Here is a 13,875-nt window from a genome sequence, read left to right as displayed (position 1 = left end):
TGATCGGGTTTCGACCCTAGACCAAAGCCTTGGCGCGTTCGCCCAGCCGCTCAATTGTTTCGGTCCAGCGGCCCATGGAGTCGCTGAAGAAGAACTCCGCTGAGGGATACCAGGTCGATCTTTCCTCCCCGCGACCCCACCGCCAGTCGGTGTCAATCCGGGTGAGCAGCAACCAGACCATCTTGCCCATCCCTCCCGCCAGATGGGCAATGGCCGTGTCGACGGTGACGACGAGATCGAGACCTTCGATGATGTCCGCAGTATCGGCGAAGTCCTTCCCGCCCGTGGCGGCATAATCCAGGCCGATCGTCGCGCCGAGGGCCGCGCTGAGCTTCAGACCCTCGGCCTCACCGAGCGATCGAAACGCGTCATTACCGTGGGCGGCGCTACCCGCCGTGACCAGACCGATGCGCGCGGAAGACGCGACCTTTTCAGCGGCGTTCAGGTAGGGCGCGCCTGGGACGGTCTGCAGCGTATAGTCCATCAGGCCCACGAGATCGGGACCCATGACATAGAAATCCGTATCTGGAATCTCCACTCGGCCACTGGCTGCGTAGATTTCCACCCCCGGCAGCGACCTGCGAAACAAGCTCGCCGCCTGTGGGCGGCAGACCAGCCTGACGGTCACGCCGCGCGCCGCCAGGATCGGCGCAAACCTGGCATACTGAAGTTCGTCGCCGTACCCCTGCTCAGGCCAGATCAACAGCGAGCGGCCGGCGAGATCTTCGCCGTTCCATTCCGGACACTGAAAAAAGTCGGGCTTGTTGGTCTTGCATTCCGGGACAGCGTGACGCTGGCGAAAATACGGAAGCGCCTCGCTGTATCGACCCTGCATCATGATGACCTGGCTCAGCGCATAGTGAGTGGGCGCTGAACTTGGATCGATCGCCAGCGCACGCCGATAGGCCTTCTCGGCCTCAGGCAATCGATTGAGCTTCGACAGCACGCCGCCCAGATTGTGCCATGTCGCCATATGGCGAGGGTTCAGACGCGCCGCCGATCTGAATAGGCGCTCCGCTTCCTCGAAATCAAGCGCAGACTCGGCGCGCTGCGCCTTGTCAAAGAGCTTTCGCACGCTGCGCTCCTCCCAAGGGGCTTGGAGCGGGCGATGGGAATCGAACCCACGACATTCTGCTTGGGAAGCAGACGCTCTACCTCTGAGCTACGCCCGCGAGGCGTGCCGTTCGTCTAGCGAGTCTCGCGGGGGTTCTCAAGGGTCGGGCGCCAGAAAGCGCCCCTCCCCCTCAGGCCTCGACCAGGCCCTTGCCCAGCAGGGCGGCGAAGTGGGCGATGGTCTTGGCCAGGCCCTCCTTCAGCTGGGTCTTCGGCGCCCAGTCCAGAGCCGACTTGGCCAGGGTGATGTCGGGCTGGCGCTGGCGGGGATCGTCCTGGGGCAGAGGCTTGCGTTCGATCACCGAGCTGGAGCCGATCTGGGCGATGGTCTGCTGGGCCAGCTCCAGGATCGTGAACTCATTGGGATTGCCGATATTGACCGGACCGGTGAAGCCGGCGGGCGTGGCCATCATCCGGATCAGACCTTCGACCAGATCGTCGACATAGCAGAAGCTGCGGGTCTGCTGGCCTTCGCCATAGATGGTGATCGGCTGGTTGGTCAGGGCCTGGACCACGAAATTGCTGACCACCCGGCCGTCATTGATCGCCATGCGCGGGCCGTAGGTGTTGAAGATCCGCACGACCTTGATGTCGATATTGTCCTGCCGGAAGCTGTCGAAGAACAGGGTCTCGGCGCAGCGCTTGCCCTCGTCATAGCAGGCGCGCGGGCCGATCGGATTGACCCTGCCCCAATAGGTCTCGACCTGAGGGTGGATCTCGGGATCGCCATAAACCTCACTGGTCGAGGCCTGCAGCACGCGGGCCCCGGTGCGCTTGGCCAGGTCCAGCATGTTGATCGCACCCATCACATTGGTGCGGACCGTCATGACCGGATCGTACTGGTAATGGATCGGCGAGGCCGGACAGGCCAGGTTGTAGATCTGGTCCACCGGAATGAAGATCGGGTGGTTCACATCGTGGTGCACGAACTCGAAGTTCGGGTGCCCCAGCAGATGGGCGATATTGTCCTTGCTGCCGGTGAACAGGTTGTCGACGCAGATGACCTGGTCGCCGCGGGCGATCAGTCGGTCGCAGAGGTGCGAGCCGACAAAGCCCGCCCCGCCCGTGACGAGGATGCGAAGCGCGGTGTGTTTTTTGGCGGAGACTTGAGCGGACATCGACGATCCCTGCGGCGCGGACTTCACCGTGGCCTGATTTGCCTAACGGGTCTCGCGCCCCGGCTCAACCGTCCCTCGTGTTGACGGATGCGACCGACCGGCGCACCCTTGTTCAAACGGACGTTCGGGAGAGACGCCATGGCAGACGGGGAAGATCATCCACGCGCCCAGTTCCACGCCATGGTCGACGGCACCGCCGAAGACTGGGGCATCATCGCCAACGCCTCCATGGAGTTTGGCCGCGACCTGCCCAAGCGGCTGGTCGATCACCTGATGCTATTGCGCGGCGACTGCGGCGGCTTCGCCATCGACCGGCTGGAACACAGCCTGCAGACCGCCACCAAGGCCCATCAGGACGGCCGGGACGAGGAATATGTCGTCTGCGCCCTGCTGCACGACATCGGCGACATTCTGGGCCCGCGCAATCACGCCGACATCGCCGCCGCGATCGTCCAGCCCTTCGTGTCGGAGCGGAACCACTGGATGGTGGCCAACCACGCCATCTTCCAGGGCTATTACTTCTTCCACCATCTGGGCCTGGACCGCGACATGCGCGAGCAGTTCCGGGGCCATCCTGATTTCGAATATACGGCGCAGTTCGGCCACCTGTACGATCAGGAGGCCTTCGACCCGAACTTCGTCTCGATGCCGCTGGAGGCCTTCGTGCCGATGCTGCACCGGGTGATGAGCACGCCCAAGCGCTCGATCTATCTGCGCAAGCCAGAGATCGAGGCGGCCGAATAGACCGCCTCGACGCTTGGGCCTATCTGACGATTTCCGCCTTGACGCCCAGCTTGGCCAGCTGGACCTGCAGGCTGTCGGGCCCGACCAGGTGCCCCGCCCCGACGGCGACGAAGCTGACGCCCGAACCATCGAGCTTGGTCTTCAACTGCCGCGCCCAGTCCTGGTTGCGGTCAGCCAGCAGCACGCCGTAGACGTCGGGATAGTCGGTCTTCATCGCGGTGACGAACTGGTCCTCAAGCGTCTTCAGATCGCCGGACGCCCAGGCCGTCACCATGGTGTCGATCTTGGCGGGACCGTCTTCGGCCTCATCAAGGGTGGATTGCAGCATCTCGACCTCGACCGGCGTCGACATGTCGGCGAAGAAGCGGACCTGCTGCTCGGCGGTTTCCAGCGACGCGGCCGGCTTTCCCTCGGCCTTCATCTGCGCCAGCAGGACCTGATCCACGCCGCTCTTGGGATCATAGCCCGCCTTGATCACCGGCAGCATGGCCAGGGACAGCGAGGCCAACCAGGGCCGCATCAGTTCCAGGGTCTGGGGCGGAACGCCGGCCGCCTGGGCCAGGGTCTGGGCGCGCTTGAGAACCTCGGGTGACAGCTTGCTCGACAGCGGCGTCGTACGATCCAGGCCGTATTTCAGCACCAGGGGCTGCATCAGGGCCGGATCGTCGGCGCCCAGCACTTCGACCGTCAGATCGCCGCTGGCCTTCAGGGCTTTGTCGATCCGGGGCGAGCGCCACGCGGTCTGGGGCTTGAGCACGTGGATGGTGCCGAACAGATAGATGGTCGAATCCTTGTCCCGGATCGCCCAAAGCGTCGGCTCCGCCGAGGCCGGCGCGGCCAGGCCCAGGACGAGGGTGGAAACCAGGCCCACCAGGGCGCGGCGAACGGATGGCAAGGCGATGCGGAACATAGGGTTTCCCTGTTTTGACCGTACAAGTTGAGACTGTCGCAGCGTCGGGCGCAAGGACGCCCGGCCAAGGCGGCTAGAGCATCGTGCGGAAAAGTGGACGCCGGTTTTCCGCAAAAACGATGCGAAAACAAAAACCCGGAGCAAGGCGCGTGAGTCCGATTTCTCGCGCCTTGCTCTAGTTGAGGAACTGCTCCACCGCGGCGACGAAAGCGGCCGGCTGGTCGAGCATGATGAAGTGATAGGCGCCGTCGACGCGCTGCAGCCTGACCTTGGGCAGGGCCGCATAGGCGCCGGCATAGGTCTGGTCGATCGTAGCCGAGGGCGCGCCCATGACCGGATCATAGGGATAGAGCAGCGTGGTCGGGGTGGTCACGGCGGCCAGTTCGCCGCGCATGTCGGTGGTCAGCAGGTCGTACAGGGCGCGGGCCACCACCGATTGTGACGACGTTATGGACCACTCCAGCACGGCCTTCAGACCCTCGGGCGACTTGACCAGGCGCGGCAGGGTCATGGCCTGCTGGGCGGCGTAGGTTTCGGCGGACATGGCGATCATGCCGTCGCGCATAGCGGTCGCCTGAGGCTTGATGGTGTCCACCGTCGCCGCCGGCGAGAACACGACCGGATAGAACGGCAGGCTGTCGACGATCATCAGGCGGCTGAGATCCTCAGGGTGACGACGCGCCAGGATCAGGCCGGTCAGGCCGCCCATCGAGTGGCCGATCACGGCCGGCGATTTCAGCCTGGCGGACTTGATATAGGCGTCAACCGCCTCGACCACCGGGTCCAGGACCGGCCCCTGGGCGTTGCCGGCTTCGGCCGCGCCGGCGAACCCGGCCACCTGGACCACATGGACGCGATAGCGACCGGACAGTTGCTTGACGGTGTCGTCCCAGACCGCGCCGGACGCGGCCAGGCCGGGGATCAGCACCACGTCGGGGCCCTGCCCTGTTACCGTGACAGCGATACGGTCCGAGCCGGCCAGCGGGGCCGAGTGGGCATGGTGGCCGCCGAACACGCCGATGGCGGCGAGGATGGCGACTAGGCAGGCGAAGGCGCGAGCCTTGAGTGGGCTTTCAAACATCATGAAATCCTCGGAAATGCAGGTGGGTGGCGACCGGGTCTCGACCGCGCTGGCTGGAAGAGCCCTCAGGCCTCGTCCTGGAAAATGGTTTCGATGGATTGGCCGAAGAGACGGGCGATCTTGAAGGCCAGCGGCAGGCTGGGATCGTACTTGCCCGTCTCCAGGGCGTTGATGGTCTGGCGCGAGACCTCCAGGCGTTCGGCGAGGTCGGCCTGGCTCCAGTCGCGTTCGGCCCGCAGCACCTTGAGCCGGTTCTTCAACGGTATCTCCGCCGAATGAAGGGCTGAGCCAGGCCCAGCGCGGCGCAGAACAGCGGAAAAGCCAGGAAGAGTGGCGGCGGCGGAGCAGCTCCGGCATTGGCCAGGAAAGCCCAGGCCGTGGAGACCGCCAGCACGGCCCCGGTTCCCCAAAGCGTCGCCTCGACATGGATCGCGCGCTCCAGTTCGTCGGGCTCCTCGCGCAGATAGAGGCCCATCACCGCGATGACCCAGATGACGGGTGCGGCGGGCGCCCCGGCGACCAGCCACAACATCGGCCCTGAGGGCTCATGGTCCCCGCGTAGCCAGACGATCGACCCCAGCAGCACCACGCCATAGGTCGACATCGCCATCAGCAGGCGACGGCGATAGCGTTGCTGGGCTGACCGCAGGGTCTCGGTCGCCAGGGCGGCGCTGCCGACAAAAGCAATGCCGACAAAGGCGAAGAACCACGCCCCCACCCCGATGACGGCCGCCACGCCATGAAGCTGGCGCACCGGCCACAAGGCGGCCAGCGACAGGGCGAGCGCGACGCCAAACAGCGTCAGCCGCGTTCTCCAGGGCAGAGATCGCAAAAAGTCCATGACGAGCACCCTTTCCAATATGACAAGGAAGCTTGTCTAATGAAAGCGATGCTATGTCAAGGAAACTTGTCATCAGCCCGACAGGGTGCGACGAACCTAAGCCGCCTCGCGCTGCAGAAAGGGATTGCGCGCCTCGCCGCCCAGGACACCGCGCCAGTGGATCGCCTCGACCGTCTGGCGATGAAAGGTTCGGCCCAGCAGGCCCGTGCTTGGGCGAGCCCGCATTTCCCAGCCGTAGTGCGAGAAGCGGTCGCCGAAATCGGACCAGCGCATCACGCGGCCAGAGAAATCCTGGCGCCAGATGGCCTTGTCGCAACCCGGAATGCGGGGGCAGGATTCCCAAGCCTGGACGCGCTTGGAGAGGACGGCGAAGGGATCAGGATGCGATCGGGCCAAGACGGGTACTCCAGCGGAACGGGCCAACTCGGCGCTCAAGGTGAGCCTCCAGCCCGCCGCCCCTCATAACTACCACTTGAGCTTGGCTAGAAAAGAGACACCAGATGTAGTGTGACGCCGTGCCGCGCGGCATCGGATGCGACACCGATGCGTCCTCAAAACATCTTTACAGCCGCGCGGAATCCCGCACCGCCGGGAGCCGTATCAGCGCCACGCCTTGAAATGTTTGGAGAGTTTCAGTCCCTGGCGCTGGTAGTGCGAACCGCCCTCTCCGTACAGGCGCACCGGCCGGTCGGTCAGGGGTTCATAGACCAGGCGCGCGACGGTCTGGCCGTCTTCCAGAAGGAACGGCGTTTCGTGGCTGCGCACTTCCAGCACGCCCTTGGAACCGACAGCCAGGGCCTCCTCGGTGCCAAAGCCGGGATCGAAGAAGCCGGCATAGTGGACCCGGAACTCGCCCACCGACGGATCGATCGGCATCATCTCGGCCGCTTCCATGACCGGGATCTCGATATCGTCCTTGGAGGCCAGGATGTAGAATTCGCCCGGATCCAGCAACAGCTCGCCATGGCGGGTTTCCAGCGGCTCCCAGAAGTCGCGCGGATCGTGGCCGTCCTCGTGGTCCAGATCGATCACTCCGGCGTGGCGACGACCGCGGAAGCCGACAATCCCGCCCATGCCGGGCGACAGATCCACCCCGACGCTGCGGATGGAGAGCTTGGCGGGCTCGCCGCGCTTCAGGCGCAGTTGGTTCAGGCGCGTGCCGGTGCGCACCAGCACCGAGAAGGTCTGGGGCGCGATCTCCATATAGAGCGGACCTTCATAGCCGGCGGCGACGTCATCGAAGGCGCGGCTGTGATCGGTCAGAAGACGCACGAACACGTCGACCCGGCCCGTCGAGCTCTTGGGATTGCCCCGCGCCGAGATATTGCCCGGCAGGGCCAGACTTTCCTGCAGCTCGGCGATATAGACGCAGCCCTTCTCCAGCACCGCGCCCCTGGTCAGGTCCAGCTCGTGCATGGCCACGTCCTTGAGACGCTGGCTGACGCGACGGCCCAGCCCCGGCAGGAACGAGGCGCGGACCCGCCAGGCGCGCGCGCCCAGCCGCAGATCCAGGCTGGCGGGCTGCACCTGATCGACGTCGAACGGCGTCTGTGAGGTGATCGCCTCCTGGGCGATGAGGTCTTCGATGGTCTGGCAGGGCAGAATCCCTGCGGCGTGGGCGTCGGTCATTGGCGCGACAGTCGCTAAAGCTCGCCTGGAAGGCAAGGCTGGAGCGACGCTGGCTCGCCTCAAGCAATTCTGATGTTGAAATCAGGCCGCATCGCCTTGACCCTGAACCCCTCTGAACCCCTTATGCCGGCCTTTTCCGCGCCGAAGAAGGAACGCCCCGTGGCCGAGGACCCGAAGGACTGGGACATCGCGACCAAGCTCATCCGTGGGGGGCTTTCGCGTTCGCATCATATGGAGACCGCCGAGGCGCTCTATCTGACCCAGGGCTTCACCTATGACAGCGCCGAGGGCGCCGATCGCCGCTTCTCCGGCGAGGACCCAGGCTTTGTCTATACGCGGTTCAACAACCCGACCGTGAAGATGTTCGAGGACCGCCTGGCTCTGCTGGAAGGCGCAGAAGTCTGCCGCGCCCAGGCCACGGGCATGGCCTCGATCAACGCCTCGCTGATGGGCCTGGTTCGCGCCGGCGATCACGTCGTGGCCGGCCGCGCCCTGTTCGGCTCGTGCCGCTGGCTGATCGCCGAATGGCTGCCGCGCTTCGGGGTCGAGACCACCTTTGTCGACGCCACCGACCCCAAGGCCTGGGAAGCGGCCATGCGGCCCAACACCAAGGCCGTGCTGATCGAGACGCCCTCCAACCCGGTGCTCGAGATCACCGACATCCGCGCCGTCTCCGAAATGGCCCATGCGGTGGGGGCCAAGGTTATCGTCGACAACGTCTTCGCCACGCCGATCTTCCAGCAGCCGCTGAAGCTGGGCGCCGACATCGTGGTCTATTCGGCCACCAAGCACATCGACGGCCAGGGCCGGGTGCTGGGCGGGGCTATCCTGACCAGCGAGGCCATCGCCGAGGAATGCTATCGCGACATGCTGCGCCACACCGGCCCGTCGCTGTCGCCGTTCAACGCCTGGGTCCTGGTCAAGGGCCTGGAAACCCTGGACCTGCGCGTGCGGCGTCAGGCCGACAGCGCCTTGGCCCTGGCCAATGTCATCGGCGAGCACAAGAAGGTGCAGTCGGTGCTCTACCCCTTCCGCCACGACCATCCGGGCCACAATGTCGCCAAGTCGCAGATGAGCGGCGGCGGCACGGTGGTGGCGCTGGATCTCGGATCTCGAGAAGCGGCGTTCAAGTTCCTGAATGCGCTGGAGATTGTCGATATCTCCAACAATCTGGGCGACGCCAAGTCGATGGCCACCCACCCGCCGACCACCACCCACCGCTCGGTGCCCGAAGCCGAACGCCCTCTGCTGGGCGTCACCGAAGGCGGCGTGCGCCTGTCGGTCGGTCTCGAAAGCCTTGCTGATCTGACGCGAGATGTGACCCGTGCGCTCGACCAGGCGTGAAAACACCCTGCCGCTACAGCGGATCCGTCGGCGCCGCGGCGCCGACACGGGCATCTATGAAGCCCGCACGCGCGACATCCTGGTGCGCGTGGCCCCGGCGTATCTGCCCGAGGAGTCCTCGCCGGACGACGGTCTTTATCTGTGGTCCTACACCGTCGAGATCGAGAACCACGGCGCCGAGACCGTGCACCTGGTCGCCCGTCGCTGGGCAATCACCGACGGCCTCAATCGCTGCAACGAGGTCGAGGGCTCCGGCGTGGTCGGCGAGCAGCCCGAGCTGAAGTCGCGCGAAGCCTTCCGCTATGTCTCCAACTGCCCGCTGCCGACCCCTTCTGGGGCCATGCGCGGCAGCTATCAGATGATGACCGAGGGCGGCGAAGTGTTCGACGCCGAGATCCCTGAGTTCTCGCTGCACCTGCCGGGCGCCGCGCGGCGGTTTAACTGAGACGCCGCGCCCTCAGAATCGGCGCGGACCCGCCTGTTCGCGCCGACATCGCTTGACAATCTTAGATTGCAGTCCTCCAGATAGTCGCCCTGTCACAATGTCAGGCGCGCTGGGGGAGGATGCGATGGCGACCTATACGATCAGGATCGAGAACAGGACACCGGCTCAAGGCGACCACCTCGTCTTCCAGGCTGCGCCTGCGTCCAGTTTCAACCAGGGCTCGCTTGGCGTCTTCGCCACCGCCTGGGCCGCGTATCAGCCCGGCGCCGAGACCCGCCTGCCGGCCTTCATGGCGTGGAGCGACACAGGCCCGGACCAGGACCGTCTATTCTCCAGCGCGCCTACCCCGATGACCAACATCGTGTTCGGCCCGACCGGCGACAACAGCTCGCCGAACCTGACCCTTATCCCCGGTTTTGACGCCCCAGCCGACCGGTCCGGCAAGACGCTGCCCGAGATGGAGCTCTACCGCACCGCCCCCTTGCGCGAGGGCGATCTGATCCTGAACTTCTCGAAAGCGCGGAATGAGGCGAACACCATTGGCGTCGACGGCAAACCGCAAGCCGATGCGACCCTCATCCAGACACCCGACGACGCGCTCCCGATCACTGACCGCTGATCACTGACCGCTGACCGCGTTCGTCCAGGCCCCTCTCCGCTTCAGCCCACCGCTTCCGGATCCAGCGCATAGACCCGCGAGCAATATTCGCAGGTGACATGGATCTTGCCGTCGGGCTCGACCATCTCGGCCTTTTCGGCGTCGGTGAACGACTGGATGACCACAGCGATGCGATCGTCCGAACAGCGACAGAAGGCGCGCAGGGGCTTTTCCTCGATCAGGCGCACGCCGTCCTCGTTGAACAGCCGCCACAGCAGGGTCGGCGAGTCGATCGTCGGATCGATCAGCTCATCCTCACCCGTGGTCTCGAAGAAGGCCTGGGCGTGGTTCCAGGCTTCCTTGGTTTCGCCGCGCGTCTCGTCGCCGGCGATCGACTGGATCAGGATGCCGCCGGCCCGCCACTTGAGCCCCTCGCCGGTGTCGGCCTGGCCGACGGCCAGGCGCACGCGGGTGGGGGTCTGTTCCGACTGCTGGAAATACTGCTCGGCGCACAGGGCCAGGGTCTCGCCCTCGATCGGCGTGACGCCCTGATAGCGATCCATGTCCGCGCCCTGGTCCAGGGTCATGATGAACACGCCACCGCCCAGCAGGGTCTTGGCGCCCGGCCGCACGAACCCGTCCGAGACCTGGGCCACTTCCTCGGGGTCGAACCGGCAATAGCCGCGCAGGCCGCCGCTGGTGTCGTAGTCGACCACGACATAGCGCACCGGGCCGTCGCCCTGGGCCTGGATGATCAGCCGCCCCTCGAACTTCAGACTCGCCCCGACCAGGGCGGCCAGGGCGCAGGCCTCGCCCAGCAGGTTGGCGACGGGCTCGGGATAGTCGTGGCGGGTCAGCACCTCGTCGACGGCGGCGCCCAGGCGCACGATGCGGCCGCGCACGGGCAGGCCCTCGATCTGGAAGGCGGAAACGACGTCGTCGAGGGCGGGGATGGCGGTGGTGTCGGTCATGGGGCGGTTAGATAGGGGGTGACGGCGGGAAATGCGAGGGGGCGCGCGCACCGACCAGATCCTCCCCTATTGGGGCAGGGCTATCGCATATGGATCTGGCGCTAAAAGACCCAGCCTTCCTGGGCCTTGTGCCCAGGACCCATGGCGCCGCGGATGCGGACTTGGGTCGGTGTTACGGGCCGTTCAGCCGCGAGTAGCGCCCAAATCAAAGCCTGCCTCAAACATGGGTCCTGGGCACAAGGCCCAGGAAGGCAAGATTTTTGAGTTTGTTAAAGGCTTGGGTCCGTCAGCCACCCATATGCGATAGCCCTCCCCCATTGGGGGAGGTGGCCCAGAGGGCCGGAGGGGGCTAGCTCGGCATTCGCCGCGAAGGCCCCCTCAGGCGCTCCGCGACAGCTCCCCCAGAGGGGGAGCATCCAGACCCCGTCAGTCCTTGAACGGCTTCTCAATCTCATAGACCGCGTCTTCAAGCTTGGCGCGGAACAGGGTCTGGGCGTCCGAGACCCCCTGATTATAATAGTACGGCCCCATCTCCTCGGAGATGAAGTCGAGCAAGAAGCCAGCCTGCAGCGGGCTGGCCTCGCAGTCGAGTTCCCGGTCCAGATAGCGGGTCAGCTTGGACAGCAGCGCGTCGCGCTTGGTCTTGTTGAACTCGATCTTCGACATCGGCCCTAGCCGATCGCGCCGAAGGCCCAGGCCAGGACCGACTTCTGGGCGTGGATGCGGTTCTCGGCCTCGTCCCAGGCCAGGGAGCGCGGACCGTCCAGCACGGCGTCGGTGACCTCCTCGCCGCGGTGGGCCGGCAGGCAGTGCAGGAACACGCCGTCGGACTTGGTCATGTCCATCAGGGCGTCGTCGACCTGATAGGGCTCAAGGGCAGCCAGGCGCTGGTCATGGTCGGTGTCGCCCATCGACACCCAGGTGTCGGCCACAACGACATCGGCGCCGCGCACGGCCTCCTTGGGGTCGTCGGTCATGGTCACCTGACCCTGCAGGTCCTGGGCGCGGGCCAGATCGACCAGGTCGGGGTGATAGATGGCCGGACAGGCGATCTTCAGCTTGAAGCCCAGCAGCGGGGCGGCGTGGATGAAGCTGGAGCAGACATTGTTGCCGTCGCCGACCCAGGCGATGGTCTTGCCGCCGACATCGCCGCGATGCTCTTCGATGGTCAGCAGGTCGGCCATGATCTGGCACGGGTGGCTCTTGTCGGTCAGGCCGTTGATCACCGGCACGGTCGAGACCTGGGCGAAGCGCTCCACGTCGGCGTGGCTGTTGGCGCGGATCATCACCGCGTCGACCATGCGCGACAGCACCCTGGCGGTGTCCTCGATGGTCTCGCCGCGGCCCAGCTGCATGTCGTTGGAGGTCGAGATGATCCCCGAACCGCCCAGTTGGCGGATCGCCGCATCGAACGAGAAGCGGGTGCGGGTCGAGTTCTTCTGGAAGATCATCGCCAGAACGCGGCCGTTGGCCGGCGCGTCGGCGTCGACCTTGCCCTTGGGCCAGCCGGCGCGGGCCGTCTTGCGGACCTTGGCGTCCTCCAGCATCAGGCGCAGCGTTGCGCCGTCCAGCTTCCAGAGATCGATGAAGTGCCTGGGGGTGGTCATCTGGGGCCACGTTTCGAAATGCCGCCCTCGTCCTTCGACGGGCTCAGGATGAGGGCGAATGACAGTCCAAATTTCCTCACCCTGAGCTTGTCGAAGGGCGAGGAAACGGTTGATCGGATCTAAGCGGCCGCCATCTTCGAGCGCGCAGCCTCGCAGGCCTTCTCCAGCTTGGAGATCGCCTCGCTGGCCTCTTCGATGGTCAGGTTCAGGGGCGGCAGCAGGCGCACGCAATTGTCGCCGCCGCCGGCCACCAGCAGCTTCTCGTCGCGCGCCAGAACCATGAACTCGCGGTTATTGGGGATCAGCTTGATGCCGATCAGGAAGCCCTTGCCGCGGATGTCGACGATGACGTCCGGGAAGCGATCCTTCAGGCCGTTCAACTGCTGGACGAAGTAGCCGGCCACCTGTTTGACGTTGTCGAGGATCTCGTCGGTGTTGATGGTGTCGAACGCCGCCTTGCCCACGGCCATGGCCAGGGGGTTGCCGCCGAAGGTCGAGCCGTGGACGCCCACGGTCATGCCCTTGGCCGCCTCAGTGGTGGCCAGGCACGCGCCGACCGGGAAGCCGCCGCCCAGGGCCTTGGCCACGGCCATGATGTGCGGTTCGCCGCCGGGAGCCCATTCGTAGGCGAACAGCTTGCCGGTCCGGCCCATGCCGCACTGCACTTCGTCATAGATCAGCAGGACGCCGTGCTCGTCGCACAGCGAGCGCAGGCTGACCAGGCAGTGCTCGGGGATCGAGCGGGCGCCGCCCTCGCCCTGCACCGGCTCGACGATGATCGCCGCCGTGGTCGGCAGGGCGATCGCGGCCTTCAGGGCGTCGTGATCGCCAAATTTCAGCTGGCTGTAGCCCGGCAGGCGGGGGCCGAAGCCCTCGACATAGCTGGGATTGCCCGAGGCGTTGACGGCGGCATAGGAGCGGCCGTGGAACGAGCCGTCGAAGCCGAAAATCTCGGTGCGCTCCGGCTGACCATTGGCCGTGTGGTACTTGCGAGCCGTCTTCAGGGCGCACTCGATCGCCTCGGTGCCCGAATTGGTGAAGAACACCACGTCGGCGAAGCTGTGGGCGCACAGCCGGTCGGCCAGCTCTTCCTGTTCAGGGATCCGGTAGATGTTGGAGACATGCCAGAGCTTCTCGCCCTGGGTCTTCAGCGCCTCGACCAGAACGGGGTGGGCGTGGCCCAGACCGTCGGTGGCGATTCCGGCCACGCAGTCCAGATACTCATCGCCATCGGTCGAGAACAGTCGCGCGCCTCGGCCGTGATCGAACGCCAGCGGAGCGCGGTTATAGACGCCCATGATGTGGTGTTGCGAGGGGGTCGACGACGTCGGATTGCTCAAGACAGCCTCCCTAAAAGGCAAGAGGCCCCCGCGCTATTCGCACGGGGACCGGAAGGCCGCAGGTTGTCGCCTTGGAACGCCGCTCTGTCAATGAAACGGCCGTGAAATTGCTGGCTTGTGGCGCAGCGGTCACC

The 13,875-nt window shown here is 65.5% G+C and carries 16 protein-coding genes and 1 tRNA gene; 4 read left to right on the top strand and 13 right to left on the bottom strand.

What is annotated here, in order from left to right; translation table 11 throughout:
- Positions 1-16: 16 nt before the first annotated feature.
- The 3 genes from ACW18B_RS10125 to ACW18B_RS10115 form a co-directional block, all read right to left on the bottom strand.
- Complete coding sequence (locus ACW18B_RS10125) at positions 17-1,075, bottom strand: tetratricopeptide repeat protein (protein ID WP_492051550.1); 1,059 nt, start codon at positions 1,073-1,075, stop codon at positions 17-19.
- 22 nt (positions 1,076-1,097) lie between these two features.
- A tRNA-Gly gene (locus ACW18B_RS10120) sits at positions 1,098-1,172 on the bottom strand.
- A 72-nt stretch (positions 1,173-1,244) separates the two neighbouring features.
- A complete protein-coding gene (locus ACW18B_RS10115) occupies positions 1,245-2,231 on the bottom strand; it encodes a UDP-glucuronic acid decarboxylase family protein (RefSeq protein ID WP_492051549.1) in 987 nt (328 codons plus the stop codon).
- A gap of 138 nt (positions 2,232-2,369) precedes the next feature.
- Between ACW18B_RS10115 and ACW18B_RS10110 the strand changes: the two genes are divergently transcribed.
- Entirely contained in the window at positions 2,370-2,975 is a 606-nt protein-coding gene (locus ACW18B_RS10110) for an HD domain-containing protein (protein ID WP_492051547.1), read from the top strand.
- Between the two features lie 19 nt (positions 2,976-2,994).
- Here ACW18B_RS10110 and ACW18B_RS10105 read toward each other — a convergent pair whose 3' ends face one another.
- The 6 genes from ACW18B_RS10105 to ACW18B_RS10080 form a co-directional block, all read right to left on the bottom strand.
- On the bottom strand, positions 2,995-3,885 hold the full coding sequence (locus ACW18B_RS10105; protein ID WP_492051545.1) for a TraB/GumN family protein: 891 nt from the start codon (positions 3,883-3,885) through the stop codon (positions 2,995-2,997).
- Between the two features lie 175 nt (positions 3,886-4,060).
- Positions 4,061-4,966, bottom strand: a complete 906-nt coding sequence (locus ACW18B_RS10100) for an alpha/beta fold hydrolase (RefSeq protein WP_492051543.1) — start codon at positions 4,964-4,966, stop codon at positions 4,061-4,063.
- 65 nt (positions 4,967-5,031) lie between these two features.
- A complete protein-coding gene (locus tag ACW18B_RS10095) occupies positions 5,032-5,226 on the bottom strand; it encodes a helix-turn-helix transcriptional regulator (RefSeq protein WP_062147181.1) in 195 nt (64 codons plus the stop codon).
- On the bottom strand, positions 5,223-5,807 hold the full coding sequence (locus ACW18B_RS10090) for a hypothetical protein (protein ID WP_492051541.1): 585 nt from the start codon (positions 5,805-5,807) through the stop codon (positions 5,223-5,225). Before ACW18B_RS10090 ends, ACW18B_RS10095 begins: the two co-directional genes overlap by 4 nt.
- A gap of 96 nt (positions 5,808-5,903) precedes the next feature.
- Positions 5,904-6,203 carry a hypothetical protein gene (locus tag ACW18B_RS10085; RefSeq protein WP_492051540.1) on the bottom strand — a complete coding sequence of 100 codons (300 nt, stop codon included), beginning with the start codon at positions 6,201-6,203 and terminating at the stop codon, positions 5,904-5,906.
- A 204-nt stretch (positions 6,204-6,407) separates the two neighbouring features.
- On the bottom strand, positions 6,408-7,436 hold the full coding sequence (locus ACW18B_RS10080) for a 2'-deoxycytidine 5'-triphosphate deaminase (RefSeq protein WP_492051538.1): 1,029 nt from the start codon (positions 7,434-7,436) through the stop codon (positions 6,408-6,410).
- A gap of 159 nt (positions 7,437-7,595) precedes the next feature.
- Here ACW18B_RS10080 and metZ point away from each other — a divergent pair, with 159 nt between their 5' ends.
- The 3 genes from metZ to ACW18B_RS10065 all read left to right on the top strand — a co-directional run bounded on the left by metZ (position 7,596) and on the right by ACW18B_RS10065 (position 9,844).
- On the top strand, positions 7,596-8,780 hold the full coding sequence (gene metZ, locus ACW18B_RS10075) for an O-succinylhomoserine sulfhydrylase (RefSeq protein ID WP_492051669.1): 1,185 nt from the start codon (positions 7,596-7,598) through the stop codon (positions 8,778-8,780).
- Positions 8,761-9,225 carry a Co2+/Mg2+ efflux protein ApaG gene (gene apaG, locus ACW18B_RS10070; RefSeq protein ID WP_492051536.1) on the top strand — a complete coding sequence of 155 codons (465 nt, stop codon included), beginning with the start codon at positions 8,761-8,763 and terminating at the stop codon, positions 9,223-9,225. Before metZ ends, apaG begins: the two co-directional genes overlap by 20 nt.
- 124 nt (positions 9,226-9,349) lie before the next feature.
- The gene (locus ACW18B_RS10065) at positions 9,350-9,844 is read left to right on the top strand and encodes a hypothetical protein (RefSeq protein WP_492051535.1); all 495 of its coding nucleotides are present in this window, start codon (positions 9,350-9,352) and stop codon (positions 9,842-9,844) included.
- Between the two features lie 41 nt (positions 9,845-9,885).
- On the opposite strand, the gene ACW18B_RS10060 is transcribed toward ACW18B_RS10065, so the two are convergent.
- The 4 genes from ACW18B_RS10060 to ACW18B_RS10045 all read right to left on the bottom strand — a co-directional run bounded on the left by ACW18B_RS10060 (position 9,886) and on the right by ACW18B_RS10045 (position 13,741).
- Positions 9,886-10,794 (bottom strand): Hsp33 family molecular chaperone, encoded by a 909-nt coding sequence (locus tag ACW18B_RS10060; RefSeq protein WP_492051534.1) that lies wholly within the window; start codon positions 10,792-10,794, stop codon positions 9,886-9,888.
- A 426-nt stretch (positions 10,795-11,220) separates the two neighbouring features.
- On the bottom strand, positions 11,221-11,460 hold the full coding sequence (locus ACW18B_RS10055) for a DUF2164 domain-containing protein (RefSeq protein WP_492051532.1): 240 nt from the start codon (positions 11,458-11,460) through the stop codon (positions 11,221-11,223).
- A 5-nt stretch (positions 11,461-11,465) separates the two neighbouring features.
- Complete coding sequence (gene argF, locus ACW18B_RS10050; protein WP_492051530.1) at positions 11,466-12,401, bottom strand: ornithine carbamoyltransferase; 936 nt, start codon at positions 12,399-12,401, stop codon at positions 11,466-11,468.
- A 119-nt stretch (positions 12,402-12,520) separates the two neighbouring features.
- Positions 12,521-13,741 (bottom strand): aspartate aminotransferase family protein, encoded by a 1,221-nt coding sequence (locus tag ACW18B_RS10045; RefSeq protein ID WP_492051529.1) that lies wholly within the window; start codon positions 13,739-13,741, stop codon positions 12,521-12,523.
- Positions 13,742-13,875: the final 134 nt, after the last annotated feature.

The organism is Caulobacter sp. FV2ps19 (assembly GCF_058681035.1).
This window is presented reverse-complemented; position numbering and strand designations above follow the sequence as displayed.